Origin of the sequence: Actinoplanes sp. KI2 (assembly GCF_025630775.1) — a bacterium.
GTDB lineage: Bacteria > Actinomycetota > Actinomycetes > Mycobacteriales > Micromonosporaceae > Actinoplanes.
The window spans coordinates 1-25000 of record NZ_JAOSZE010000022.1; the positions used below are offsets into that span (position 1 = coordinate 1).

The following is a 25000-nucleotide window of genomic DNA, read 5'->3' on the forward strand; positions in this document are numbered from 1 at the left end:
AGATGTACTAAGATATGCGAGTGACCAGCACCTACCAGCCGTCGATGCTCGACCTGGTGGCCGGGCCCAGCCCGACGCCCAGGCTCGAGCCGCTGCGCGGCCGCGTGACCCGCCACCGGCTGACCGCCGGGGCCTGGGTCGACGTGCTGCCCGGCTGGTTGCACGGGTCCGACGAGGTCTTCGACACGCTGCTCGGCATCGACTGGCGGGCCGACCGCCGGCAGATGTATGACAACGTCGTCGACGTGCCCCGGCTGCTGCGCTGGTTCGGCGGCGACGAGACGCTCCCCCACCCCGCATTGATCGAGGCCAAGGCGGCGCTGAGTGCCTACTACGCGGAGGAGTTGGGCGAGGAGTTCGTGACCGCCGGCATGTGCCTCTACCGCGACGGACGCGACAGCGTGGCCTGGCACGGCGACACGATCGGGCGCTCGGCCCGGCACGACACCATGGTCGCCATCCTGTCGCTCGGGTCGCCACGCCACCTGTCTCTGCGGCCGCGGGCCGGTGGGCACGAGACGCTGCGCTTTCCACAGGGGCACGGCGACCTGATCGTGATGGGCGGGTCCTGCCAGCGGACGTGGGAGCACGCGATCCTCAAGACGGCGAAACCGGTCGGGCCGCGCATCAGCGTCCAGTTCCGCCCGATCAACGTGGCGTGATTCAGGGGCGCACGGGCTGCGCCCTAGAAAGACCGCCCACCGGACGCCGCCGGGGTTGAGGTGCCGGCGCGCGTACGGGCCAGGGCAGGCGCAGCGCGGGCGGGCGCTGGCAGGGCACGGCGAGGGGGCGGGCCCGGCGCGGCGCAGGTGCGGCACGGCGCGGGTGCGGGCGCGGCACGGGTGCGGGCGCGGCACGGCGCGAGTGCGGGCACGGCGCGAGTGCGGGCACGGCGCGAGTGCGGGCACGGCACAGCGCAAGAGCGGGTCCGGGCGCAGCACGGGAGCGGAGGGGCGCGGGAGCGGCGCGGACGGGTGCGGGCGCGACACAGCGCGAGAGCGGGTCCGGGAGCAGCACGGCAGCGGCGCGGCGGAGGTGGGGCACGGCGCGGCGCGGGAGCGACACGGCGCGGGAGCGGGTCCGGGAGCAGCACGGGAACGGCGCGGCGGAGGTGGGGCGCAACACGGCGCGGCACGGCACGGGAGCGGGCGCGGCACGGCGCGGGAGCGGGCGCGACACGGCGCGGGAGCGAGTCCGGGCGCAGCGCGGGAGCGGCGCGGCACGGGAGAGGGCGCGGCACGGGAGCGGCGCGGCGGAGGTGGGGCGCAACACGGCGCGGGAGCGGGTCCGGGCGCAGCGCGGGAGCGGCGCGGGAGCGGCGCGCGGCGCGGGAGCGGCGCGCGGCGCGGGAGCGGCGCGGCACGGGAGAGGGCGCGGCACGGCGTGGCTACGGCGCGGGTGTGGGCGCCGGGCTGGCTCGTGCGGGCGTGAGACCGCCGTCGCAGGTGTGGCCTTTGGGCGCCGGCTTGAGTGTGCGGGCACGCTCGTGGGCGCCTCGTCGGGGGCTGTTTGGCGAACGACGGGCTACGTCGGGCAAACCAATGGTTGACGCGGCGACCTGGAAAGTTACACTCCAAGTGTAAAAAGTTGACCTTCACGCTCCACTCAGGACTTCCACCGGTGCAAGCCCGAGGTGACCATGTCAACGCACGATGACCAGGGGCTTTTCCTCCATCACATAACGGTTCGCTTCGGCGGGCTACTCGCGCTCGACGATGTCTCGCTCCGCGTGCCGCCTGGGCGGGTGGTCGGGATCATCGGGCCCAACGGGGCCGGCAAGACGACGCTCTTCAATGTGATCTGCGGGTTCGTGGCGCCGCAGTCGGGCGCGATCACGTTGGACGGCCGGCCGCTGCGGCCCCGGCCGCACCGCCTCCATCGGCACGGCATCGCGCGCACCCTCCAGGGCGTGGGTCAGTTCGGCGGCCTGACGGTCCTGGAGAACGTGCAAGTGGGACAGCGCCGAAAAGCCAAGGCCGAGGAGGCGTACGCCGCCCTCGAGCGCTGCGGCGTCGCCGAGTATGCGGGCGCGTACCCGGCCTCGCTGCCCTATGCCAAACGGAAACGGGTCGAGTTGGCCCGGGCGCTGGTTGCCCGGCCGCGGATCCTCATGCTGGACGAGCCGGCCGGCGGGCTGGACGCCGATGAGATCGGCTGGCTGGCCGACCTGATCCGGGACGCCGGCACCACGGTTCTGCTGGTCGAGCACCACATGGATCTGGTCATGTCGGTCTGCGACGAGATCCTCGTGCTCGACTTCGGCAAGCCGATCGCGCTCGGCACCCCGGGCGAGATCCGAACGAACCCCAAGGTCGCCGAGGCATACCTGGGAGCCGCCGCATGACCGCGTTGCTCGAGGTGGAGGGGCTCACTGCTGGGTACGGGGCCGCGCCCGTGCTGCACGACGTCGGCCTCACCGTGGGCGCCAGCCGGATCGTCGCCGTGCTCGGGGCGAACGGTGCCGGCAAGACGACTCTCCTCCGTACGCTCTCCGGCCTTTTGCCGTTGTCCGCCGGCCGCGTGACGTTCGACGGCCTTGATCTGCGCGGGGTGAAGGTCGAAAAGATGGTCCGGCACGGCATCGCGCACGTGCCGGAGGGCCGTGGCGTGGTCACCGAGCTGACCGTGGACGAGAACCTGCGGCTCGGCGGCCTCTGGCGCAAGCCGCCCACGAAGCTCGACGAGATCTACGACCTGTTCCCGGCGCTCGCCAACCGGCGCAGTCACCTCGGTCATCAACTGTCCGGCGGCGAGCGGCAGATGCTGGCGATCGGCCGGGCGCTGGCCGCGAAGCCCCGGCTGCTGCTGCTCGACGAGCCGTCGCTCGGGCTGGCTCCGAAGATCACCGCCCAGATCATGGGGCTGCTGCGCGACCTGCGCGACCGCACCGGCCTGGCCGTGCTGCTGGTCGAGCAGAACGTGCGCAGCGCACTGTCCATCGCCGACGAGGGCATCGTGCTGAATCTCGGCCGCATCGCGGCCCGGGAAAAGGCCGACAAACTGGCCGGTGACGCCGACCTCCGGCATGCCTACCTGGGGTTCTGACATGGACCGTTTTCTTTACCTGACCTTCGACGGCCTGAGCCGGGGCGCCGTCTACGCAGCGTTCGCCCTGGCCCTGGTGCTGATCTGGCGGGCGGCGCGGATCGTGAACTTCGCCCAGGGCGCGATGGCGGTGGCGACCGCGTACGCCGGCTATTCGGTGGCCAACGCGACCGGCTCCTACTGGCTTGGGTTCGCCGTCGCCATCGCCGGTGGCCTCGTGCTCGGCGCGGTGGTCGAGCGGGTGGTGATGCGCTTCGTCGACCACTCCTCGCCGCTCAACGGCGTGGTGGTGGCGCTTGGCCTGGTGCTGATCATCCAGGGTGTGCTCGGGATGATCTACGGCAACGAGTACCGGCCGGCCCCGACACCGTTCAGCCGGGACGCGTTCGAGATCGGCGGCATCGCCATCCTCTCCCGTTACGACCTGTTCGTGTTCGCCGCGGTGGGTGCGGTCGTCGTCCTTCTCACGCTTCTTTTCACGCGTACGTCGACCGGCTTGCGGATGCGCGCGGCGGCGTTCGCGCCGGACGTCTCGCGGCTTCTCGGGGTGCCGGTCGGCGGGATGTTGACGCTCGGCTGGGCGCTCGCGGCGGCGGTCGGCTCGCTCGCCGGAATGCTGGTCATCCCCACCGAACTGGGCCTGCACCCGAACGCGATGGATCTGCTGTTCATCTCGGCGTTCACCGCGGCGGTGCTGGGCGGCCTGGACAGCCCGGTCGGCGCGGTGGTCGGCGGCCTGGTGGTGGGCCTGCTGCTGACGTACGTCAGCGGCTATCTGGGCGCCACGGTCGCGCCGATGGCCGTGCTGATCCTGCTCGTGGTGGTGCTGTTGAGCCGGCCCGACGGCCTGTTCTCCAAGGCGAAGGCGAGGACCGCATGACGATCGTCGAGCCGGTGGCAACACGGACGAAAAATCAGCAGAAGTCGTCGCAAATAAACAAGTTCGTGCCGTTGCTGGTCGTCATTGCCGGGGCGATCATCGTCGTCGCCCTGACCTACACGCTGCCGCCGTTCCGGAACTACCAGTTGGCGACCATCGGCGCGTATCTGTGCGTCACCGCGGGGCTGACCGTCCTCACCGGGCTCAACGGCCAGCTCAGCCTGGGGCACGGCGCGCTGATGGCAACGGGCGCCTACACCTTGGCGCTCTGGCAGAACAGGTTCGACCTGCTGCTGCCCGGGATCATCCTGGCGGTCCTGGTCACCACCGCGGTCGGCGGCGTCATCGGGCTCGCCGCGGCCCGCCTCCGCGGCCCCTACCTGGCCGGGCTGACGCTGGCGGTGGCGGTGGTCGTGCCGAGCATCACCAGCACGTTCGACCAGACGTTCAACAGCGACCAGGGCCTGCCCGTGGCGCTCGACCCGCCGCCGGGCGTGATCCCGGTCGAGCAGTGGCAGGTGTGGATCTGCTGGGCGGGCGCGCTGGTGACGGTGCTGGTTCTCGCGTACCTCGTCCGCGGCCGCTTCGGTCGTGACCTGCGCGCGGTGCGGGACGACGAGACGGCCGCCAAACTCGCGGGCGTCGGCGTCGCGCGTACCCAAGTCTTGGCTTTTGTGGTTTCCGCGGCCTGCGCCGGGTTGGCCGGCGCCCTGTTCGCGGTGCTCGCGCAGAGCGTCTCCCCCGGCGCCTTCCCGCTCAGCCTGTCGCTGTTCCTGGTGATGGCGATCGTGATCGGCGGCCTGGGCCGGCTCACCGGCGCGCTGATCGGCGCGTTCCTGCTGGTCGTGCTGCCGTCGGTGGCTCAGTCGATCGCCGAGGACGCGGGGTCCCAGCACCTCGAGGGCAACCTCGCGCTGACCTTCTTCGGCATCGTCCTGGTCCTCGTCATGCTCGCCGCTCCTGGCGGGCTGGCCTCCCTGAAGTTCCCCCGCAAACCCCGTAAGCAGAAAGGCCAAGAATGAAACGCACCGCGACCGTCCTCGCCGCGCTGCTGCTGGCCGCAGGCTGCAGCAACGGAAACAGCAATAGCAGTGGTGGTTCCAGCAGCAATACGCCCGGCGTGACCGACAACTCGATCCTGATCGGCTCGCATCAGCCGCTCACCGGGCCGGCCGCCGCTGGGTACTCCGAGATCGCCCCGGCCACCAAGGCCTACTTCGACTACGTCAACGCGAACGGCGGCGTCTACGGCCGCAAGATCACATACAAGTACCTCGACGACGGGTACAACCCGGCCAACACCCAGCAGGTCGTCCGCCAGCTCGTGCTGCAGGACAAGGTGTTCGCGATCCTCAACGGCCTGGGCACGCCGACGCACACCGGCGTCCTCGACTTCCTCAAGACCAACCGGGTGCCCGACCTCTTCGTGGCCAGCGGCAGCCGCACCTGGAACCAGCCGGACAAATATCCGGGCACGTTCGGCTTCAACCCCGACTACACCGTCGAAGGCAAGATCCTTGCGACGTACGTGAAGCAGACGTACGCCGGCAAGAAGGCCTGCTTCCTCGGCCAGGACGACGACTTCGGGCGGGACAGCCTGGCCGGCGTCGAGAAGGTCCTCGGGCCGGTGGCGACCAAGCAGACGTACGTGGTGACCAACCCGAACGTCGGCCCGCAGATGGGCGCGTTCAAGGCCGCGGCCTGCGACGTCGTGATCCTCGCCAGCATCCCCGGGTTCACCGCGCTGTCGATCGGCACGGCCGCGAAGATCGGCTTCAAGCCGCAGTTCGTGGTCAGCAACGTCGGCTCCGACCCCAGCACGCTGACCAAGACGCTGGGTGCGGCGGCGCCGCTGCTCGAGGGTTTGGTGGCGGCCGGCTATCTACCGCTGGACACCGACGAATCCAACCCCTGGATCCAGCTTTACAAGAAGGTCAACACCCAATACAACGGGAACGCCGCATTCGACAACAACGTCGTCTACGGCATGTCCGTCGGCTATCTGTTCGTCCAGGCGTTGCAGGCCGCCGGCAAGGACCTCACCCGGGACAAGCTGACCGAGGCGGTACAAAAGGGCGGATTCACCGGGCCGGGATCGGTCCCGCTGCGCTTCTCCGCGCAAGATCATTCCGGCTACGCGGGTGAGCAGATCACCAAGCTCACCGGCGGCAAGGCGTCCTACCTCGGGACGCCGTTCACCACCGACGACGCGGACGGCGCGGTCACGGCGTTCACCGGGGCGGCCGCGGTGCCGCCGCAGAACGGTATCCCTACGGCCCAGTAACGTCTGGGTAGGAACGAATCTCGAAGTTGCTAGCAAAGGAGCGGCGATGGCGGACCAAGTGGCGATCGTGACCGGAGCCAGCCGAGGAATCGGCTTCGCTATCGCGCAACGTTTCGTTGCCGAGGGCTATCGGGTCGCCATCACCGGACGCAACGCGGAGGCGCTCGCCCAGGCCGCACTCGACCTGGGCGGGCCCGACGTGGCGATCGGCATCCCCGGCAAGGGCGATGACACCGACCACCGGGCCGAGGTGGTCGACACGGTGATCGGCCGATTCGGCCCGATCACCACGCTGGTCAACAACATCGGGATCAACCCGGCGTACGGCCCGCTCGGCTCGCTCGACCTGGGCGCCGCCCGCAAGATGATCGACGTGAACGTGCTCGGCACCCTCGGCTGGGTGCAGGAGGCACTGCGCGGCGGTCTGTCCGAGGGCGGCGCCATCGTCAACATCTCGTCGGTCTCCGGCGTGCGCCCGGCGCCGGGGATCGCCTTCTACGGGGTGACCAAGGCCGCGCTGATCCACCTCACCGAGGAGCTGGCCGTCGAGCTGGCGCCGAAGGTGCGGGTCAACGCGGTCGCCCCGGCCGTGGTGAAGACCAGGTTCGCGACCGCCCTCTACGAGGGTCGCGAGGAGAAGGTGGCCGCCACCTACCCGCTCGGCCGGCTCGGCGTGCCCGAGGACGTGGCCGGCACGGTCGCCTTCCTCTGCGGGCCGGACGCCGCCTGGATCACCGGCCAGACCATCGTCATCGACGGCGGCGTCACGCTGACCGGGTCGGTGCAGTGACCCGGCGCGTCGTGGTCACCGGCGCCGGCGGCGGGATCGGCGCGGCCCTGGCCCGCCGGTTCGCCGCCGACGGCGCCGAGGTGATCGTCAGCGACCTCGACCCGGCCGCCGCCGCGGCGGTGGCCGGCGAGATCGGCGGCCGGGCCGTGCCCGGCGACGCCGGGAACGAGGACGACACCCGTCGGCTGATCGACACGGCCTGGGCCGAGCTCGGCGGGATCGACCTGTTCTGCTCAAACGCGGGCGTGCTCACGGCCGGCGACGAGAACACCCCGGACGCGGCGTGGACCAGGGATTTCTCGGTCAACGTGCTGTCGCACGTCTACGTCACCCGGCACCTGCTGCCGCGCTGGCTGGATCAGGGTGAGCCGAAGCGGCTGCTCATCACGGTCAGCGCCGCCGGGCTGCTCTCGATCCTGGGCAGCGCCTCCTACGCGGTCACCAAGCACGGCGCCCTGGCGTACGCCGAGTGGCTGCGGGCCACGTACGCGCATCGGGGTTTGCTGGTGCAGGCCCTGTGCCCGCAGGGGGTGCGGACCGACATGCTCACCCGCAGCGACGAGCACGACAGCGCGAGCGCCGCGATGCTCGCCGAGGGTGCGCTGGAGCCCGCCGAGGTGGCCGAGGTCGCCGCCAAGGCGATCGAGGGCGAGAGCTTCCTGATCCTGCCGCATCCCGAGGTCGCCGACTACTACCGGTTGCGGGCGACCGACACCGACCGGTGGCTCGGCGGGATGAACAAGATCCAGCGCGCGTTCGAGGACGGTCGCCGGTGAAGGGCCTCGACCTCGCCGTCCTGCAGGCGTATCTCGGATCGGGTCCGTTGACCGGCCGGATGTTCGCCGGCGGAAGATCCAATTTGACGTACGCGATCACCGACGGCGAGCGGCGCTGGGTGCTCCGCCGGCCCCCGCTCGGCCACGTCCTGCCGACCGCGCACGACATGGTCCGGGAGCATCGGGTGCTGGAGGCGCTGTCGAAGGCCGGCTTCCCCGCCCCCACCCCCGTTCTACTTTGTACGGATATTTCGGTCATCGGCGCTCCGTTCTACATGATGGAGCACGTCGATGGGAGAATTTACCGCGACGAATCGGATTTGTCTGATTTGGGCGCGTCGGCGCTGCGCGGCCTGATCCTCGCGCTCGTGGACACGCTCGCCGATCTGCACGCACTCGACCCGGCCGCGATCGGGCTCGCCGACTTCGGCCGCGCCGAGGGTTTCAACCAGCGCCAGGTCGGCCGCTGGAAGAAGCAGCTCGACGCCTCCCGCAGTCGCGACGTGCCCGGCATCGAGGAGCTGCACGCCCGGCTGGCCGTGGACATCCCGGCCGGCGGCCCGGGCGCGGTCGTGCACGGCGACTACCGGCTGGACAACGTGCTGATCGGCGACGGGCTGCAGATCAACGCGGTGCTCGACTGGGAGATGTCCACGCTCGGCGACCCGCTCAGCGACGTGGCCCTGATGCTGGTCTACGCCGGGCTCCCGCTGCAGGTCGACGGCGGACGGGCGACCGTGCCGCTGAAGGTCGCGGGGCATCCCACGCTGGCCGAGATGAGTGCCCGCTACGCCGAGCGCAGCGGGCGCGACGTGAGCGACCTGCACTGGTACGTCGCCTTCGCCGCCTTCAAGCTCGCGGTGATCCTGGAGGGCGTGCACTACCGCTACGTCCAGGGGAAGACGGTCGGTGACGGCTTCGATACGATCGGCAACCTGGTTGGCCCGCTGGTGATGCGCGGCCACGAGGCGCTGGAGGGGAACTGATGGAGTTCGGCTTCGACGCGAGGACCGAGGACTACCGGAAACGGCTGCTGTCCTTCATGGACGAGCACGTCTACCCGGCCGAGCCGTCCCTCGCCTCGCATTCGGGATGGGAGCCGCCGGAGGCCCTCCCCGAGTTGCAGGCGCGGGCGAGGGAAAAAGGCCTGTGGAACCTCTTCCTGCCCGGCGAGCACGGCGCCGGCCTGACCAACCTCCAGTACGCGCCGCTCGCCGAGATCACCGGTCGCAGCCCGTCGCTGGCGCCGGCCGCGCTGAACTGCGCCGCGCCGGACACCGGCAACATGGAGGTACTCAACGAGTTCGGCTCCGCCGCGCAGCGGGAAGAGTGGCTGACGCCCCTGCTCGAGGGCGAGATCCGGTCCGCCTTCGCGATGACCGAGCCGGGCGTGGCCTCCTCGGACGCCACGAACATCGGCACCCGGATCGAGCGCGACGGCGACGAGTACGTCATCAACGGCCACAAGTTCTACATCAGCGGCGCGATGAACCCGAACTGCAAGATTTTCATCGTGATGGGCAAGACCGATCCGGCCGCCGCCCGGCACGTCCAGCAGAGCATGATCCTGGTGCCGCGGGACACGCCCGGCCTGCAGATCAAGCGCGGCATGCACGTCTTCGGCTACACCGACGGCGATCACGGCGGGCACGCCGAGGTCATCTTCGACAACGTCCGGGTGCCGGCGGCGAACCTGATCGGCGAGGAGGGCAGCGGCTTCGCGATCTCCCAGGCCCGTCTCGGCCCCGGCCGCATCCACCACTGCATGCGGCTGATCGGCATGGGCGAGCGGGCGCTCGAACTGATGTGCACGCGGGCGCTGGCCCGCACCGCATTCGGCAAGCCGATCGCCGAGCAGGGCGTGGTGCAGGACTGGATCGCCGACTCCCGGGTGCGCCTCGAGCAGGCCCGCCTGCTGGTGCTGAAGGCGGCCTGGCTGATGGACACGGTCGGCAACAAGGGCGCACACACCGAGATCCAGGCCATCAAGATCACCGTTCCGGCCACGGTCGAGTGGATCATCGACAAGGCCATCCAGACGTACGGGGCGGCCGGCGTCAGCCAGGACACCCCACTCGCCGCGCTCTGGGCCGGCTCGCGCACCCTCCGACTGGCCGACGGCCCGGACGAGGTGCACAAGCGGTCGCTGGCGCGGCGCGAGCTGAACCGCTACCGGAGCCACTCGTGACCACTTCCCCGCAGCGCGTCGACGGGCGTACGGCTCGCTCCGAACGCACCCGCAACGCCATCGTCGACGCCCACCTCCAGCTCATCCACGAGGGCGACCTGCGTCCCACCGCCGAGCGGATCGCCAAGCAGGCCGGCGTCTCGCTGCGGGCGCTCTGGAGCCACTTCTCCGACCTGGAGGCGCTCTTCGCGGCCAGCGGCGAGCGGGTGCTGCGCCAGGCCGCCGAGGGCCACCGGCCGGTGTCCACGGAGCTGCCGCTGGCCGAGCGGATCGACGCGTACACCAAGCAGCGCGCCCGGATGCTGGAGCAGCTGGCCCCGAACTCGAGGGCGTCGGCGCTCAAGGAGCCGTTCTCGGAGACCTTGCAGCACTATCGCCGCGCCCACCTGAACCGGGCCCGGGACGAGATCGCGACGCTGTTCGCCGCCGAGATCGACGGGGATCAGGAGCTGCTGGACAGCCTCACCGCGGTCACCATGTCGGCCACCTGGTCGACCTGGCGGGAGGTGATGAAGATGTCGGTGGCCGCGTCCCGGTCGGCGTTGTCGCGCACCTTCACGGCCCTGTTGACCACCGCATGATCCATTAGCATGGGACGATGCCGTGCTCGCTGGGTCACCCTGTCGAACCTCGGGAGCGCGTCCTTCCCGGCCTCTACCGCTGCCTGACGTGGGTGACGATCCTGGTGCCGCAGCCGTTCGGGCCGACCGGTGCGGTGCAGCCGGTGCCGACGTCGTATCCGCACGGCGAGATGTATTACGACGCCTCGGTCGAGCCGATCGCGACCTGCGCCTGCGGCCAGTACGCCGCCACCGTCTGCCCCCAGTGCCGCCGGTATCGCTGCCCGGCCTGCCAGCCGTCCGGCGGCCCGGTCTGCACCGAGTGCGCCGACACGGCCGTGCCGCCGGACGCGGCGGACCGGGAGCGGCGGCTCGGCCTGGTCGCGCAGATCCCGGAGCCGACCGAGCGGCTGCTCCAGGCCGCCATGGTCCTCGAGGACGATCCGGGCGACGACCTCTACGCGGCGCTGTACCGGGTCTGCCCCTTCCTGCCGTTCATGCCTGGCATGACCTATTGGGAACCGCTGGCGGCGGTCTTCCCGCCCGGCCCGCAGTGGGTGCCGTGGGACTCCGGCATGGTCGGGCGGTGGTTCGCCGCCCGGGCCGCCGCGCAGCGCCTGCGGCCCGGCTTCGAGATCGCCGAGGGGCGGGTGTTCGCCCAGACCGCGTACGGCTGGCGGCTCCTCGGCGGCAGCACGGTCCGGGAGGACGACGGCTTCACCGACACGGCGTTCGTGCTCACCTCCGGCGCGGTGCTGCGCGCGGTGGCGCCCGAGGAGCGCCGCCCCGGGTTCATCGCCACCCGCCGCACCGAGCCCACCGGGCTGAACCTCCTGGCGCTCGCCGAACTGGGCGGCCTACTCGGTCTGCAAGCACCGGTCGGCTGACGGGCGCGGCCGGGCGTTGCGCAGGCGGATGCCGCTGAAGCCGGCCGTGCTCTCGACGACCTGATCCCAGAAGGGCCACAGGTTGTCGAGCAGGCGCAGCTGGATGCCGGCCGACGCGTGGCAGTCGAGCAGGTCGCCGACCGGCTCGGGTGGCCCCAGCGGGGTCACCGGCTCGGTGGCCACGAGCGCGTGCGGTTCGGAGTCCGGGGACGAGACGTGGTGGAACGGGCCGGCGGGGAGGCGGTAGGCGTACACCATCGTGGTTTGCATGGTTTTCAGCCACTCGAACTCGATGGCGTGGACCCGCTCGCCGCAGCCGGGGCCGATGATGCGCTCCCGGTCGGCGGTCGTCGTGCGGTCGCGGACCCACGCCATCGCGCGCGGGCACTGCCTGGGAAACCAGTAGCTCGGCGCGTTGCGCCAATCCACGGCCCAGACGTACGGGGTGGTCGTGCCGGACGTGGCGGCCACGTGCGGCACGAACCTGGTGATCGTCGGGTCTTCCGAGAAGTGCAGAACCTCGCCCGGACGCGGTCGCATCCGGTCACCCTGTCACAGGACGACGACCGAGCGGGCCCCTTCCCCGCGCGACATCCGGTCGAACGCCGCGGGGACGTCCGGCAGCCCGATGCGGTCGGAGATCAGGTGGTCGACGGAGAGCGCGCCGGAGAGCACGTCCGCGGCCAGCTTGGGGATCTCGGCGTCGAAGTCGGCACCGCCGTAGACCGAGGAGCGCAGGGTGCGGGCCGAGGAGAAGATGTCCAATGCGGACAGCTGGACCAGGTCCTCGTTGCTGCCCATGCCGACGACCGTGACCTGCCCGCCGCGGCGGGTGGCCCGCCAGGCGGCGCGGATGGTGGCGGCCCGGCCGACGCACTCGAAGGCGTGGTCGGCACCGCGGCCCGAGGTGCGCACCCGGATCTCCTTGGAGAGCGCGTCCGAGGACACCACGAAGTCGGTGGCGCCGGCCGTCTCGGCCAGCCCCTTCTTCGCCTCGGAGACGTCCACCGCAATGACGGCGGCCGCGCCGGCCGCGCGGGCCGCGGCGACCACCGAGAGGCCCACGCCGCCCAGGCCGATCACCACGACCGACTCGCCGGGGGCGACCCGGGCGGTGTTGCGGACCGCGCCGGTGCCGGTCAGCACGCCGCAGCCGAGCAGCGCCGCGCGATCGAAGCCGAGCTCGGCCGGGACCTTGATGACCGCGCTCTCCGGGGCGACCACCTGATCGGCGAACGCGCCCAGACCGAGCGCCACGTGCACCGGCACGCCGTCCAGGGTGATGCCGTTCGCCAGGGCGGCGACGCCGGACGAGGTCGAGCAGAGCCACGGCTCGCCCTGTCGGCAGAACCAGCAGTCGCGGCAGGGCGGCTGCCAGTTGAGGACCACGGGGTCGCCGACGGCGGCGCGGGTGACGTGCTCGCCGGCCTCGATCACCTCACCGGCCGCCTCGTGCCCAAGGATCAGCGGGTACGGCGCCCGGATCGTCTCGTTGACCATGGAAAGGTCGGAGTGGCAGACCCCGGCCGCGCGGATGCGCACCCGCACCTGGCCGGGCCCGATCTCGGGCAGCCGCAGCTCGGCCACCTCGGGCCGGGCGCCGGACGAACGAACCACCACGCCGTTGAAGTAGTTGGTCATCGCTGAATCGCCTTCACCTGTTGGAATTCAGTGAGACCGTACTCGCCCAGCTCGCGGCCCACACCGGACTGCTTGTACCCGCCGAACGGCGCGAACGGGTTGAAGGCGCCGCCGTTGACGTCGACCGCGCCGGTCCGCATCCGCCGGGCCACCGCGAGCGCCCGCTCGTCCGAGCCCCAGACGCCGCCGGCCAGGCCGTAGCGGGAATTGTTGGCGATCGCCACGGCCTCGTCGTCGTCGGCGAACGGGATGATCGACAGCACCGGGCCGAAGATCTCCTCCTGGGCCAGCTCGCTGTCCGGGGCGACGTCGGCGAAGACGGTCGGCGCGACGAAGTGTCCCCGGCCGGGCAGCGGCGCGTCCGGGCCGCCGGCGACCAGGCGGGCACGGGAACGGTCCACGAACCCGCGCACCCGGTCGCGCTGCGCCGCGGAGACCAGCGGCCCGAGCCGGGTGCCCTCGTCGAAGGGGTCACCGACGGTGTAGCCGCCGGCGGTCTTCGCGGCCAGCTCGACCGCCTCGTCGTAGTGCGAGCGGTGCACCAGCATCCGGGTCCACGCCGTGCAGGTCTGCCCGGAGTTGAGGAACGCGTTGCCGACACCGACCTTCACCGCCTTGACCACATCGGCGTCCTCGAGGATCACGTTGGCCGACTTGCCGCCCAGCTCGAGCGCGACCTTGGCGATCCGGTCGGCGGCCGCGTGGGTGATCGCCCGACCGGTCGCGGTCGACCCGGTGAACGACACCATGTCGACCCCCGGATGCCCGGCGATGGCCGCGCCGACCACCGGCCCGGTGCCGGTGACCAGGTTGAGCACGCCGGCCGGGACGCCGGCCTCCGCAGCGGCGTCGACCAGCAGGTACGCCACCAGCGGGGTGAGCTCGCTCGGCTTGAGCACCACGGTGCAGCCGGCCGCCAGGGCCGCCGCCACCTTGGCGACCACCTGGTGCAGCGGGTAATTCCACGGCGTGATCGCCCCGACCACCCCGACCGGCTCGTGGACGATCAACGAGTTGCCGATCGTCTCGTCCGGCGAGGGGCGTACGGCGAGGTCGGCGTAACCACGCAGGACCGTGAGCGGAAGTCCGGCCTGTACCGCCTTCGCGATCTTGAGCGGCGTGCCCAGCTCGAGCCCGACGGTCCTGGCGATGTCGCCGGCCCGGGCCGCGAGCGAGGCGTGCAGGCGGTCGAGCACCGCGCCGCGATCGGCCATCGAGCGGCCCGCCCAGCCGTCGAAGGCTTTCGTCGCGGCCGCGACGGCCCGGTCGACGTCCTCGGACGTGCCGGCCGGCACGCGCGCGATGATCTGTTCGGTCGCCGGGTTCTCGACCGGGATCGTCTCGGGAGAGGCGGGCGGCACCCACTCCCCGCCGATGAACAGCAGCGGACGGTCTAGCGAGGTCATCGACTGATCTCCCCTTCGTGGGCAAACAGAGCTTTCTGCGCGGAAAGGCCCTTGATGAGCAGGTCGAGGCCGAGCTCGAAGGCGGCTTCGTCGACGGCCTCATGATGCGCCGCGAGCAGCGGCGCGCGGTGCAGATGCGGGTATTGGTCATACAACTGCGGGTCGATGTCGAAGCCGAGCGCGAACGAGCCGAGCGCCGAGCCGGTGACCAGATAACGCATGAGCGCGCCGATGTGGGTGGCCCGGGCGGGCGGCCAGCCGGCGTCGACCAGCGCGCCGAAGACCGCCTCGGCCATGGCCAGCGCGGCCGGCCGGCGACCGGGGCCGGTGGCCAGCACCGGCACGATGTTCGGGTGGGCGACGAGAATCGCGTGGTACGACCTCGCCCAGCGGCTCAGCGCCTCGGGCCACTCGTACGTGCCGAAGCCGGTCAGATCGACCTGCTCGATCACCGCGTCGGCGACGGCGTCGACGATCTCGGCCTTCGTGCCGAAGTGGTTGTAGAGCGAGGGCCCTTGGACGCCGAGCTCGGTGGCGAGCCGGCGCATCGACAGCGCCTCCAGTCCTTCCTCGTCGACCAGGGCGGACGCGGCCTCGATGATCCGCTCGCGAGTCAGCAACGCCTGCCGAGGTCGGGCCATGCAGCATTCTCCTAGGAATTCGCACTGGACGCGCAAAAACTTACACCGCTAGTTTAAGCGTATGGACTTCTCGCTCACCGACGAAGAGCGTGCGATTCGCGACACCGCTCGTCAGTTCATCACCAAAGAGGTCATGCCGCTGGAGCAGGAGGTACTCCTTCGTGAGCGCCGCCACCAGCCCGGCCTGGAGCTCAGCGAGCTGCGCGAGCTCCAGCAGAAGGCGAAGAAGTTCGGCTTCTGGGGCCTGTCCACTCCGGAGGAGTACGGCGGGATGGACCTGCCGGCCATCCTCCAGTCGCTGATCTGGACCGAGATCGGCCGTACCTTCGTGCAGTTCAGGTTCGGCGGCGAAGCGGACAACATCCTCTACTACGCCAACGAGGACCAGAAGCGCGAGTTCCTCACCCCGACGATCGAGGGCGAGCGGATCTCCTGCTTCGCGATCACCGAGCCGGGCGCCGGCTCGGACGCCGCCAACATCAAGTTGCGAGCCGTCCGCGACGGCGACGACTGGGTGCTCAACGGCGAGAAGACGTTCATCACCAACGGCAACGACGCCGACTTCGCGATCGTGGTCGCGGTGACCGACCCGTCCCGCAAGGCCAGCAGCGGCGGCGCCACGGCATTCCTGGTCGACCGCTCGATGGGCTGGCGGTCCGAGTTCATCCAGACGATGGGCGAGGGCGGCCCGGCCGCGCTGATCTTCGAGGACGTCCGCGTGCCGCACCGCAACATCCTCGGCGAGATCGGCCAGGGCTTCGAGCTCGGCATGAAGTGGATCGGCAAGGGCCGCTACCTCATCCCCTCCAACGCCCTGGGCATCGCCGAGCGAGCCCTGTCGATGGCCATCGACTACGCGAACACGCGCGAGACGTTCGGCGCCCGGATCGGCGTCAACCAAGCGATCCAGTGGATGATCGCCGACTCCGAGGTCGAGCTGGAAGCGGCCCGCTGGCTGATCTTGCGGGCAGCCTGGACTGTTGACCAAGGCTGGGATCCCCGACACTCTTCATCGATGGCAAAGCTGTACGGCGCCGGCATGGTCAACCGGGTGGTGGACCGGGTCATGCAGATCCACGGCGGCATGGGTTACACCCGTGAGCTCCCGATCGAACGCTGGTACCGGCAGGTCCGGCTGATGCGGATCTACGAGGGCACCGACGAGATGCAGCGCCTCATCATCTCGCGCGACCTGCTGCGCGGATACACGAAGATCGGAGGGCACCTGGCATGACCCAACTGTCGCTCGCCACCGTCCTGGCTGAAGCGGCCCGGAAACACCCCGGCAAGGTCGCCGTGATCGACAGCGCGACGACCGAGCGGATCACCTATCGCGACCTGTGGCAGCAGACCCTCGCGTACGCGGCGGGCCTGCGCGAGCTCGGCATCGGCCCGGGCGACACGGTCGCGATCCAGATCCCCAACCTTGCCGACTTTCCCCGGGTCTACTACGCGACGCTCGCGGTCGGGGCCACCATCGTCCCGATGCACCTGCTGCTCACCCCGGCCGAGAACGCGTACGTCCTGCGGGACAGCGGCGCCAAGCTGCTGGTCGCGCACTCCAGCCAGCTGGCGAACGCGGTGGAGGCGGCCAGGACGGCCGGGATCGAGGCGGTGTCGGTCGGCCCGGCGGTGCCCGGCGTGCGCCGGCTCGAGGACGCGGCGGCCGCCGTGCCTCCGCTGCGCACGTACGTGAGCCGCGAGGCCGAGGACGTGGCGGTCGTCTTCTACACCAGCGGTACGACCGGCAAACCCAAGGGCGCGCTGCTCACCCACCTCAACCTGGTGATGAACACGGTCGTCAACGTCTTCGACGTGCACGACCTCTACCCGGACGACGTGGTGATGGGCTGCCTGCCGCTGTTCCACACGTTCGGGCAGACCGTCGGGATGAACGGGACGTTCCGGATGGGCGGCACCATCGTGCTGATGGCCCGGTTCACCGGCGAGGCCGCGATCGACCTGATGGTCAAGGAGAACGTGACCATCTTCCACGGCGTCCCGACCATGTACATCGGACTGCTCGAGGCGGCGGCGAAGGCGGACCGGCTGCCCGCGCTGCGGCTGTGCGTCTCCGGCGGCGCGTCGCTGCCGGTGGCCGTGCTCGAGAAGTTCAACGAGGCGTTCCACGCGACCATCTTCGAGGGGTACGGGCTCTCCGAGACGTCGCCGACCGCCACCACCAACCAGCCCGCGTTCGGGGTGAAGGCCGGCACCGTCGGCCACCCGATCTGGGGCGTCGAGGTGGAGATCGCGCGGCCGGAGCTCGACGACCGGATCGAGTTCATGGAGAACGGCGAGCTCGGCGAGATCGTCATCCGCGGGCACAACGTGTTCTCGGCGTACCTGAACAACCCGGAGGCGACCGCACAGGCCGTCGTCGACGGCTGGTTCCGCACCGGCGATCTCGGCACCAGGGACGATGACGGGTTCATCACGATCGTCGACCGGAAGAAGGACATGGTGATCCGGGGCGGCTTCAACGTCTACCCCCGCGAGGTGGAGGAGGCGTTGGCCCGGCACCCGGCCGTGCTGCAGGTCGCGGTGATCGGCGTGCCCGACCCGGTGCACGGCGAGGAGATCTGCGCGGTGGTGGTGCCCGATCCGGGCGGCGTCACGGCCGAGGAGCTCATCGAGTGGTCGCGGGAGAAGCTGGGCAAGCACAAGTACCCGCGCCAGATCCGGTTCGCCGAGTCGCTCCCGCTGGGCCCGAGCATGAAGGTCCTGAAGCGGGAGCTGCGGAAGACCTACTCAGAGCAGTAACGGCGGAAGGGCGGCGACGATCGGCTTGTCCGCGGGCAGCCAGTGCACGGTGTCCAGCTCGTCCGCGGACAGCCAGCGCATGGCGTTATGTTCGAGGGCCCGCGGTTCGTCGTCGCCCAGCAGCTGGACGGCGAAGACACGCAGAACCGCGCGACCGTGGGCGAGCGGGACGTCCGGGCCGATCCGGGCGCCCACCGCCACGCGTACGCCGAGCTCCTCGACGCACTCGCGGGCGAGCGCCTGCTCGTCGGTCTCGCCCGGCTCGACCTTGCCGCCGGGAAACTCCCATCGGCCGGCCACCTCGGGCGGCGCGGAGCGCTCGCAGGCCAGCACGCGACCCTCGGCGATGATCGCCGCCGCCACGATGACCCTGCGTGACTTTACGGCGTTGACGTGCTGTTCCCCCGGCATGAGATGAGAGCTTCCCACAAAACTTCACCGTTCAGGTTGTCCAAGCCGTCCCGATCGTCACGCAAACACGTATATGTGGGCGTGGACATGGTTGTCCCGAAAGACAAGACTGTGGGCACCGACCATGACGACACGGCGACAGTTTGGCCACAAGCCGGCAACGACGCCTAGGGGGTGCGGCGATGCGGGCCAGAAGACGTCGGGCCAACGGCACCGACTATCTGAGCGACGCACTTGCTCTGCTGTCCGGCTGGACGCGCGACGGCGTTCAGCTCAAACGCGAGCTGGCATGCGACGAGAGTCAGCATGCCGCATTGACGGAACGGATCAAGGTGGCGGCGGACACACTACACATTCGGCCCAGTATCCGGCGCCTCGACGGTCACACACAGATCTGCCTGGGTTCCCGCGATGGCGACGCCATCACGGACGGTGAGGTCACGCTGGCCGCCCGGATCGAGGACTTCTACCGGACCGTGGTCCAGGCCGCTCAGCCCACGCCATAGAGGCGGCTCGCTAGGCTCGCCTCATGAGCGACGTCATCTTCGACAACAAGGGCCAGCTCCAGCAGGTCGAGAGCGGCCTCCTGGACGGCGAGCAGATCATCGCCGTCTACGACGCGATCGGGGCCGGCACCGGGTTCATCGGGCTGACCAACCGGCGCATCATCATCCAGGACAAATCCTTCATCGGTAAGCGCGTCGCGATCACGAGCATCCCGTACTCCAAGGTCAGCTCGGTCAGCGTCGTGAGCAACAAGAGCTGGGCCGGTGAGTTCTTCTCCTCCGGCACCATCGTCATCACCGTCGGCACGCACCAGCACGAGGTCGAGTTCCGCGGGGTGGAAAAGACCCAGCACGTGCACAACGTGATCCTGCACTACACGTCGTAGCTCAAGATCGGATCATCAGGGCGCACGCGTCCGCGGTGTCGAGCACGAGATCCGCGGCGATGTCGATGGCCGCGGTCAGTTGCAGCGGGTCACCGCTGAGGCAGCCGAACGTCTGATCCACCCGCTCCCGGAACCGCTTCGGAGCACCGGGCAGGGCGGCGGCCGCGGCCACCGCGCCCTTCTCGTTGATCAGCCACTCCCGGGCGGCGCCGTGCAGGGCGTGCGCGCACACCCCGACCACCCGGAACAGGCAGCCCGCGACGTAGGCGCTGTCGGCGCGGGAAACCGCCTTCCGGGCCACGGCGATCAGGAAGTCGGCCTCCCACAGGGCGGCGACCAGCGCCTCGGACAGCTTCGGTGGGTAGTCGCGCATCCGCGACTGCACCTCGGTGAGCTCGCCGGTGTGGTCGACCAGAATGCGGCCGAGGGCGAGCTCACCCACGTACGCGAAATCGGGGAAACCCAGCGGATGGCCGCTCTGCACGTGGAACCCGAACCTGCCGCGCTCGGCGTCGGCCCGGACGGCCAGCACCCGGTCGAGGTCCCGGTAGATCCAGTCCACCGCCTGCCCGTCGATCCGAAGCCAGCCGCCGCCGTCGACCCACGGCCCCCAGCCACCGGGCGCGGTGACCATGGCGGCCGGCCCGCCGATCGACTTGGCCAGCCGGTCGAGCCCGTCGACGTCGAGCGGAGAGCGGTAGTAGAGGCCGATGTCGGTGTCCGAATCCGGGGTGTGCGCACCGCGGGCCCGGCTGCCGCCGAGCACCAGGCCGACCACGCCGGGAACCTCGGCGACGCGCTCGGCGACCTCGATCAGGTGGGCATCGGTCAGCGGCACGGGTTCCAGTCTTCCCCCTGGCGCGGTCAGCAGACCAGTCCTTCGAGATAGCCGATGTCCTCGGCGTCCGCTGCGTCGAGATAGCCGAGGTCCTCGGCGTCCGCGACCGGGTCGGGCGGAGGGATCGAGGCGGCCTCCTCGTGGCCACCGTCCGAGCAGAGCGGATTGCCGACGAACGGGAGGCAGAGGTTGAGGATCAGGCCGCAGTTGCGCACCGGGCGGTTGGGCGCCGGACGGTTGTTGTCGGTCGCCGGGCGCTGCGGTCCCTGGACGGGGCGCCGCACGGGGCGCTGGGTGCCCAGCGAGACCACCTGAAACTGGGGCCGGCGGGTCACGACGGTGGCGATCAGTCTCCGGTCGGTCGGCCGGCCGTCCGTGAGTGTCACCAGATAGCGGAGGGTTTCCAGACCGTTGACGCCGGGCGTCTCGATCTGTCGGGTGCCGCGCGGAAGGCCCGGATCGCGGACCGTCCTCGTCTCGTACGGAATCTCCCTGGTTTCGGTCTCGACTCGCGTCGTTTGTACCGGTTGCACCGCGCCGCCGGCGACCGGCGCGGGTCCGCCGATCACCGCGGACTTCGGCGGCGCTGCCGCGTTGATCCCCGGGTTCGCCTTTTGCTGATTTTTCGGCATGGGGTGCTGCTTGTCGGCGCGAAGCTTGCTCGCTGCCGCCTCCCCCGCCGGAACCGGCACCAGGATCGTCCCAGCGGCCGTGCCCGTGGCCAGATCCGCGCCGTCGGCCGTGCCCGTCCCGGTGGCCACGCCTGTGCCTCCTGCCGCCGGAGCGGCCCCGTTCGGCTCGGTGACGATCCGCGGCCCGGGTGCCCGGCCGCCACCACCCTCGACCAGGGTCGCGACGCCGGCCACCCCGGCGCCGAGCACGACCAGCACGGCGCTGGCGCCGCTCGCCATCCGCACCCCGAACGGCAACCTCGCCCACCAAGACTTACGTGGCATTTCGAGCAATTGTTGCCACGAGTCACTAGATGTCTGGTTTTGCACCTCAGCATTGGACAAGCGCGCGGACCGGGATGCAAGCACCGTCCCCCTGCTGGCGAGCCGATCAAGCGCGTCATTCGCTTGTTTCGTCAAACAAACCCTCGGGCGCCGGAGCCGTAGGATCCATCTCATGCCCGCCACGCCACCCGACGGCATCCCCCCGCTGAGCCCGGAGGAGGAGGCGGTGATGCGCGCGCTCGGCCGGCTGATGCTGGTGCTGCCCCGCTCGCTCAACAGCGATCTCGAGCGCGACCAGCGCATGACCGCCAGCGAATACAGCGTGCTCCGGCACCTCTCCGAGTCGCGCTGCGGCCGCATGCGGATGAGCGAGCTCGCCCAGTCCTGCGACATGTCGCTGAGCGGCATGACCCGGCTGGCGGCCAAGCTCGAGGCGCACGGCTATCTGAAGCGCACCAAGTGCGCCGACGACGCCCGCGGCTGGAACGCCGAGCTCAGCGAGCAGGGCCTCGCCCGCCTCGAGCAGGCCTGGCCGACCCATCTGGCCAGCGTCCGGCGCCACATCTTCGACCATTTGGGCGACCTCGACCTGCCGACGCTGGCCAAGGCCCTGAACGCCATCGCCGGGGACGCCTGAAATTCAAACCCTTTCCTCTCGTACGCCGTTGTTCCTTGACGTATTCCGTTATGGGTATACGATCGCGTCATGGCACGAGCGGCAACGACGACGGACGCGTTCAACGCGGTGGCCGAGCCGCGGCGCCGGCAGATCCTCGACCTGCTGGCCCAGGGCGAGCGCCCGGTCAACGACCTGGTCGCCCAGCTCGGCCTCGCCCAGCCCCAGGTCTCCAAGCACCTGCGCGTGCTGCGCGAGGTCGACCTGGTGCGCGTCCGCGACGAGGGCCGCCAGCGGCTGTATCGGCTGAACCCCGGGCCGCTGCGTCCGATCCACGCTTGGCTGAGCCGGTACGAGCAGATGTGGAACGACCGTTTCGATCTGATGGACGCCGTCCTGGCCGACCTTTCCGAGGAGGATTCGAATGACAACCACTAGCGGCACGGCCAAGGTGACCCTTCCGGCCGACAACCAGATCCTGATCACCCGGGAGTTCGCCGCCCCGCGCGCGAACGTGTGGCGCGCCTACACCGAGCCCGAGCTCATCAAGCGCTGGTGGGCCGGCCGGAAGGGCACGGTCACCAGCGTCGAGGTCGACCTGCGGGTCGGTGGCCGCTGGCGCTACGTGATGACCGCCAACCGCGGCTTCGAGGTCGCCTTCCACGGCGAGTTCCGTGAGATCGACGCCCCGGCCCGGCTGGTCAACACGGAGGCCTACGAGGGCGTCCCCGACCCGGACGGCACCGCCGGACTGGTCACCGTGACGCTGGCCGAGCGGGACGGGCGGACCTACCTGGAAATGCTGTGCGAATACCCCGACAAGGCCGTCCGCGACATGGTCGTCGACTCGGGCATGGAGTCCGGCATGCAGGAGTCCTACGACGCCCTCGAGCAGGTCGCGGCCGCGCTCGCCTGAGCTCAGGCCAGCCCGTAGGACGCCAGCGTGGCATCCAGCATCCGCTCCTGAGCGTCCGCCGGATAAGCGGCCGGATCGGCGGCGGCGAACGCCGCGGCGCCCTCCACCATCGCGCCCAGGGCGAGCGCCGCAACACTGACGCGCGCGGCCGGCCACTCCGGGGCGGCGGCGCCGATCAGGCGTTCGAGGCGCTCGCGCCACAGCCGGTTGTTACCCCGGTGGATCTCGATCAGCTCGTCGTCGGCGAACGCGGCGGCGAGGAAGCCGATCCACACCACACTCCCGTTGATGGTCTCCTCGTCGATCGCCAGGCCCTGCCGGAGCACCGCCCGCAGCGCCTCCCGCGGCGAGCCGGCCGCCGCCTCCAGCGCCTCGACCCGCCGGCGCGAGGTCTCGTGCAGCAGTTCGCGGGCGTGCCGCAGCAGCGCCCGGCGGTTCGGGAAGCGATGCATCACCAGCCCGGTCGTGCAGCCGGCCGCGGCCGCCACGGCCCGCACGGTCAACCGCTCGAGGCCCTCGTGAGCCAGCACGTCCCAGACCGCCCGGGACAGCGCCTCCTGCTGAGCGGGCCGATCCGCCGTCCGTGACACGAGTCTCCCCCTCCATTTCCGTAACGGATGTTACCGTAACGTCCGTTACGAACAAGGGGGGTGGGCCGATGGCCTGGACGATCGAGGAACGCGCCTGGGACGACCCGGCCGGCGAGGCCCTGCGCGCCGCCCAGCGCACCGAGCTGGACGCGCGGTACGGCAGCGACGACCACGAGCCCGGCGCCGCCCCGTCGGCCGCCGACATCGACGTCTTCCTGGTCGCCGTCACCCCCTCCGGCACGGCGATCGCCTGCGGCGCCCTCCGCCGGCTGGACGCCCGCAGCGCCGAGGTCAAGCGCATGTACGTCGAGCCGGCCAGCCGCGGCTCCGGCGTGGCCGCGGCCCTGCTTCGATCGCTGGAGCAGCAGGCCCGCGCCCACGGCTGGACCACCCTGCGCCTGGAGACCGGACCGGCCCAGCCGGACGCGATCCGCTTCTACGAGCGCGAGGGCTACCGGCCGATCCCCCTCTACGGCGCGTATGTCGGCTCGGACCTGTCGCTCTGCTACGAACGCACGCTGTGAGCCCGGTCGGTCAGATTCAGGTACATGATGTGGAGGCCGACCAGGCCGCGCTCCGGGTGGTCGAAGGCCTCCGGAACGGTGGCGAGCACCTCGAAGCCCAGTGAGCGCCACAGCCGCACCGCGGCCTCGTTGGTCTCGACCACGGCGTTGAACTGGATGCTGCGGTATCCCGCGGCCCGCGCCCACTCGACGACGTGCTCGCCCAGGGCGCGACCGACGCCGCGGCCGGCATGCCGCGGATCCACCATGAAGCTGGCGGTCGCCACGTGCGCTCCACGACCCGGCCGGTTCGGGCCCATCTTGGCGCTCCCGAGAACGGTCGGCCCGTCCACCGCAACGACGGTACGGCCCGGCGGCGACTCCATCCACAACCCGCGAGCCTGCTCCGAAGAAAGACCCTCGGGGTACGCGTAGGTCTGTCCCCGCGGCGACGATCTCCCGGAAGAAGGGGTAGATCGCCGGCCAGTCGCCGTCCTCAGCGTCCCGGATCATCATCGCGCCAAGGTAAGCCGGTCAGCCGCGCCCAGCAAGCAAATCGTCCACCACCAGCGGTCAGTCGACCGGCGGAGAGATGGCCGCGCAGGTGGACGTCAGGGGCGACCACCACGACCGTCATCGGCGGCGCACGGGATCAGACGTCGAAGCGGAACTCGACCGGATTACGTCGCCGAGCAACATCACCCGGTGACTGGCCGACGACACCGCAGCAAGGGCTCAAACCGCCACAAGCCGGACGCGATCGCCGCAGAGCTTGACCATGTCGTCAATGTCGGAAGTCAACATGACCACGGGGCGATGCTGGCGCAACGCAGCCTCGGCAACCGCCGCATCGATCGCGTACTTGTGCCCGTGCAAACCGGCATCCATCAGTAGGTTCGACGCAGCCCTCGCCTCCTCCTCGCCCACCGGGACTACGCGCAACCCAGAGAGCACCCCGTTCAGGCGAGCCTTGTGGGTGCGAGCGTGGACTGCCTCGATGATGGTGAGTGCGCTGATCACGGCCTCCATGCCACGCGAGCGCGCCTCGGCAGTCAATGCCACCACCTGCTCGTCGTCGGCAAGCAGCTTCGAGAGCCCTTCGCTGTCGAGGACCAGCGTCCCTTCGTGGATCAGCTTGCGGCGGGCCATTCGCCCTCCTCGGCGAACACCTCGTCGAAGACCTGCCGCGCCCGCTGACGAGCCTGCTCGGAGACCGGGCCCTTGCGGCTCTCGTAGTCCGCCAGGTACTCGTCAAGCATCTGCCCGCGCAACTCTCGCTCGACCGCCTCGGCGATGAACGCGGAGAACTCCCGCCTGCCTACCCGCGCCCGGATCGCCTCGGCGGTTCCCTCCGGCAGCGACAGGCTCACCCGCGTCGCGGGTCCTTCGCCGATGCCGTACCCCGTTTCGCCCATGC

30 protein-coding genes and 1 pseudogene are annotated in these 25000 nt (G+C 70.5%); 20 read left to right on the forward strand and 11 right to left on the reverse strand.

What is annotated here, in order from left to right:
* Nucleotides 1–20 precede the first annotated feature (20 nt).
* The 12 genes from ODJ79_RS23145 to ODJ79_RS23200 all read left to right on the forward strand — a co-directional run bounded on the left by ODJ79_RS23145 (nucleotide 21) and on the right by ODJ79_RS23200 (nucleotide 11410).
* Nucleotides 21–662, forward strand: a complete 642-nt coding sequence (locus ODJ79_RS23145) for an alpha-ketoglutarate-dependent dioxygenase AlkB (RefSeq protein ID WP_263025644.1) — start codon at nucleotides 21–23, stop codon at nucleotides 660–662.
* 977 nt (nucleotides 663–1639) lie between these two features.
* Nucleotides 1640–2344, forward strand: a complete 705-nt coding sequence (locus tag ODJ79_RS23150) for an ABC transporter ATP-binding protein (protein ID WP_263025645.1) — start codon at nucleotides 1640–1642, stop codon at nucleotides 2342–2344.
* Nucleotides 2341–3045, forward strand: a complete 705-nt coding sequence (locus ODJ79_RS23155; RefSeq protein WP_263025646.1) for an ABC transporter ATP-binding protein — start codon at nucleotides 2341–2343, stop codon at nucleotides 3043–3045. Before ODJ79_RS23150 ends, ODJ79_RS23155 begins: the two co-directional genes overlap by 4 nt.
* Before the next feature lies 1 nt (nucleotide 3046).
* A complete protein-coding gene (locus ODJ79_RS23160; protein ID WP_263025647.1) occupies nucleotides 3047–3925 on the forward strand; it encodes a branched-chain amino acid ABC transporter permease in 879 nt (292 codons plus the stop codon).
* Complete coding sequence (locus tag ODJ79_RS23165; RefSeq protein ID WP_263025648.1) at nucleotides 3922–4947, forward strand: branched-chain amino acid ABC transporter permease; 1026 nt, start codon at nucleotides 3922–3924, stop codon at nucleotides 4945–4947. Before ODJ79_RS23160 ends, ODJ79_RS23165 begins: the two co-directional genes overlap by 4 nt.
* Complete coding sequence (locus tag ODJ79_RS23170; RefSeq protein WP_263025649.1) at nucleotides 4944–6209, forward strand: ABC transporter substrate-binding protein; 1266 nt, start codon at nucleotides 4944–4946, stop codon at nucleotides 6207–6209. Before ODJ79_RS23165 ends, ODJ79_RS23170 begins: the two co-directional genes overlap by 4 nt.
* 46 nt (nucleotides 6210–6255) lie before the next feature.
* Nucleotides 6256–6999 (forward strand): SDR family oxidoreductase, encoded by a 744-nt coding sequence (locus ODJ79_RS23175; protein WP_263025650.1) that lies wholly within the window; start codon nucleotides 6256–6258, stop codon nucleotides 6997–6999.
* Entirely contained in the window at nucleotides 6996–7775 is a 780-nt protein-coding gene (locus tag ODJ79_RS23180) for an SDR family oxidoreductase (protein ID WP_263025651.1), read from the forward strand. The genes ODJ79_RS23175 and ODJ79_RS23180 overlap by 4 nt, the downstream gene beginning before the upstream one ends.
* Entirely contained in the window at nucleotides 7772–8761 is a 990-nt protein-coding gene (locus ODJ79_RS23185) for a phosphotransferase family protein (RefSeq protein ID WP_263025652.1), read from the forward strand. The genes ODJ79_RS23180 and ODJ79_RS23185 overlap by 4 nt, the downstream gene beginning before the upstream one ends.
* Nucleotides 8761–9963, forward strand: a complete 1203-nt coding sequence (locus ODJ79_RS23190; protein ID WP_263025653.1) for an acyl-CoA dehydrogenase family protein — start codon at nucleotides 8761–8763, stop codon at nucleotides 9961–9963. Before ODJ79_RS23185 ends, ODJ79_RS23190 begins: the two co-directional genes overlap by 1 nt.
* A complete protein-coding gene (locus tag ODJ79_RS23195; protein WP_263025654.1) occupies nucleotides 9960–10544 on the forward strand; it encodes a TetR/AcrR family transcriptional regulator in 585 nt (194 codons plus the stop codon). The genes ODJ79_RS23190 and ODJ79_RS23195 overlap by 4 nt, the downstream gene beginning before the upstream one ends.
* Nucleotides 10545–10636: 92 nt before the next feature.
* The gene (locus ODJ79_RS23200) at nucleotides 10637–11410 is read left to right on the forward strand and encodes a hypothetical protein (protein WP_263025655.1); all 774 of its coding nucleotides are present in this window, start codon (nucleotides 10637–10639) and stop codon (nucleotides 11408–11410) included.
* On the opposite strand, the gene ODJ79_RS23205 is transcribed toward ODJ79_RS23200, so the two are convergent.
* The 4 genes from ODJ79_RS23205 to ODJ79_RS23220 are packed head-to-tail and all read right to left on the reverse strand — an operon-like array spanning nucleotide 11381 to nucleotide 15098.
* Nucleotides 11381–11950: a DUF6886 family protein gene (locus tag ODJ79_RS23205; RefSeq protein ID WP_263025656.1), complete on the reverse strand. Its 570-nt coding sequence runs from the start codon at nucleotides 11948–11950 to the stop codon at nucleotides 11381–11383. The genes ODJ79_RS23200 and ODJ79_RS23205 overlap by 30 nt on opposite strands.
* A gap of 12 nt (nucleotides 11951–11962) precedes the next feature.
* On the reverse strand, nucleotides 11963–13051 hold the full coding sequence (locus tag ODJ79_RS23210) for an alcohol dehydrogenase catalytic domain-containing protein (RefSeq protein WP_263025657.1): 1089 nt from the start codon (nucleotides 13049–13051) through the stop codon (nucleotides 11963–11965).
* On the reverse strand, nucleotides 13048–14457 hold the full coding sequence (locus ODJ79_RS23215; RefSeq protein WP_263025658.1) for an aldehyde dehydrogenase family protein: 1410 nt from the start codon (nucleotides 14455–14457) through the stop codon (nucleotides 13048–13050). The genes ODJ79_RS23210 and ODJ79_RS23215 overlap by 4 nt, the downstream gene beginning before the upstream one ends.
* Nucleotides 14454–15098, reverse strand: coding sequence for a TetR/AcrR family transcriptional regulator (locus ODJ79_RS23220; RefSeq protein WP_263025659.1), 645 nt, complete (start codon nucleotides 15096–15098; stop codon nucleotides 14454–14456). Before ODJ79_RS23220 ends, ODJ79_RS23215 begins: the two co-directional genes overlap by 4 nt.
* Before the next feature lie 61 nt (nucleotides 15099–15159).
* Here ODJ79_RS23220 and ODJ79_RS23225 point away from each other — a divergent pair, with 61 nt between their 5' ends.
* The gene (locus ODJ79_RS23225; RefSeq protein ID WP_263025660.1) at nucleotides 15160–16332 is read left to right on the forward strand and encodes an acyl-CoA dehydrogenase family protein; all 1173 of its coding nucleotides are present in this window, start codon (nucleotides 15160–15162) and stop codon (nucleotides 16330–16332) included.
* A complete protein-coding gene (locus ODJ79_RS23230; RefSeq protein WP_263025661.1) occupies nucleotides 16329–17861 on the forward strand; it encodes a long-chain-fatty-acid--CoA ligase in 1533 nt (510 codons plus the stop codon). The genes ODJ79_RS23225 and ODJ79_RS23230 overlap by 4 nt, the downstream gene beginning before the upstream one ends.
* Here the strand turns inward: ODJ79_RS23230 and ODJ79_RS23235 are convergent.
* Nucleotides 17850–18272: a (deoxy)nucleoside triphosphate pyrophosphohydrolase gene (locus ODJ79_RS23235; protein WP_263025662.1), complete on the reverse strand. Its 423-nt coding sequence runs from the start codon at nucleotides 18270–18272 to the stop codon at nucleotides 17850–17852. The two genes, ODJ79_RS23230 and ODJ79_RS23235, sit on opposite strands and share 12 nt — an antisense overlap.
* 182 nt (nucleotides 18273–18454) lie before the next feature.
* Between ODJ79_RS23235 and ODJ79_RS23240 the strand changes: the two genes are divergently transcribed.
* Both ODJ79_RS23240 and ODJ79_RS23245 read left to right on the forward strand, forming a co-directional pair.
* On the forward strand, nucleotides 18455–18778 hold the full coding sequence (locus ODJ79_RS23240; RefSeq protein ID WP_263025663.1) for a 4a-hydroxytetrahydrobiopterin dehydratase: 324 nt from the start codon (nucleotides 18455–18457) through the stop codon (nucleotides 18776–18778).
* A gap of 23 nt (nucleotides 18779–18801) precedes the next feature.
* On the forward strand, nucleotides 18802–19164 hold the full coding sequence (locus ODJ79_RS23245) for a PH domain-containing protein (RefSeq protein WP_263025664.1): 363 nt from the start codon (nucleotides 18802–18804) through the stop codon (nucleotides 19162–19164).
* A gap of 1 nt (nucleotide 19165) precedes the next feature.
* On the opposite strand, the gene ODJ79_RS23250 is transcribed toward ODJ79_RS23245, so the two are convergent.
* The gene (locus ODJ79_RS23250; protein ID WP_263025665.1) at nucleotides 19166–20002 is read right to left on the reverse strand and encodes a nucleotidyltransferase domain-containing protein; all 837 of its coding nucleotides are present in this window, start codon (nucleotides 20000–20002) and stop codon (nucleotides 19166–19168) included.
* Between the two features lie 26 nt (nucleotides 20003–20028).
* The gene (locus ODJ79_RS23255; protein WP_263025666.1) at nucleotides 20029–21003 is read right to left on the reverse strand and encodes a G5 domain-containing protein; all 975 of its coding nucleotides are present in this window, start codon (nucleotides 21001–21003) and stop codon (nucleotides 20029–20031) included.
* A gap of 127 nt (nucleotides 21004–21130) precedes the next feature.
* On the opposite strand from ODJ79_RS23255, the gene ODJ79_RS23260 reads away from it, so the two are divergent.
* From ODJ79_RS23260 to ODJ79_RS23270, 3 genes are all read left to right on the forward strand, one after another.
* Nucleotides 21131–21595 carry a MarR family winged helix-turn-helix transcriptional regulator gene (locus ODJ79_RS23260; RefSeq protein WP_263025667.1) on the forward strand — a complete coding sequence of 155 codons (465 nt, stop codon included), beginning with the start codon at nucleotides 21131–21133 and terminating at the stop codon, nucleotides 21593–21595.
* 69 nt (nucleotides 21596–21664) lie between these two features.
* Nucleotides 21665–22012 (forward strand): ArsR/SmtB family transcription factor, encoded by a 348-nt coding sequence (locus ODJ79_RS23265; protein WP_263025668.1) that lies wholly within the window; start codon nucleotides 21665–21667, stop codon nucleotides 22010–22012.
* Complete coding sequence (locus ODJ79_RS23270; RefSeq protein WP_263025669.1) at nucleotides 21999–22490, forward strand: SRPBCC family protein; 492 nt, start codon at nucleotides 21999–22001, stop codon at nucleotides 22488–22490. Before ODJ79_RS23265 ends, ODJ79_RS23270 begins: the two co-directional genes overlap by 14 nt.
* Before the next feature lie 2 nt (nucleotides 22491–22492).
* On the opposite strand, the gene ODJ79_RS23275 is transcribed toward ODJ79_RS23270, so the two are convergent.
* Nucleotides 22493–23080, reverse strand: a complete 588-nt coding sequence (locus ODJ79_RS23275; RefSeq protein WP_263025670.1) for a TetR/AcrR family transcriptional regulator — start codon at nucleotides 23078–23080, stop codon at nucleotides 22493–22495.
* 68 nt (nucleotides 23081–23148) lie between these two features.
* Between ODJ79_RS23275 and ODJ79_RS23280 the strand changes: the two genes are divergently transcribed.
* Nucleotides 23149–23604 carry a GNAT family N-acetyltransferase gene (locus ODJ79_RS23280; protein ID WP_263025671.1) on the forward strand — a complete coding sequence of 152 codons (456 nt, stop codon included), beginning with the start codon at nucleotides 23149–23151 and terminating at the stop codon, nucleotides 23602–23604.
* Here the strand turns inward: ODJ79_RS23280 and ODJ79_RS23285 are convergent.
* From ODJ79_RS23285 to ODJ79_RS23295, 3 genes and pseudogenes are all read right to left on the reverse strand, one after another.
* A pseudogene (locus ODJ79_RS23285) lies at nucleotides 23586–24099 on the reverse strand (GNAT family N-acetyltransferase). The gene ODJ79_RS23280 and the pseudogene ODJ79_RS23285 sit on opposite strands and share 19 nt — an antisense overlap.
* A 219-nt stretch (nucleotides 24100–24318) precedes the next feature.
* Nucleotides 24319–24732, reverse strand: coding sequence for a hypothetical protein (locus ODJ79_RS23290; protein ID WP_263025672.1), 414 nt, complete (start codon nucleotides 24730–24732; stop codon nucleotides 24319–24321).
* Nucleotides 24714–24998 carry a hypothetical protein gene (locus tag ODJ79_RS23295; RefSeq protein WP_263025673.1) on the reverse strand — a complete coding sequence of 95 codons (285 nt, stop codon included), beginning with the start codon at nucleotides 24996–24998 and terminating at the stop codon, nucleotides 24714–24716. Before ODJ79_RS23295 ends, ODJ79_RS23290 begins: the two co-directional genes overlap by 19 nt.
* Nucleotides 24999–25000 lie beyond the last annotated feature (2 nt).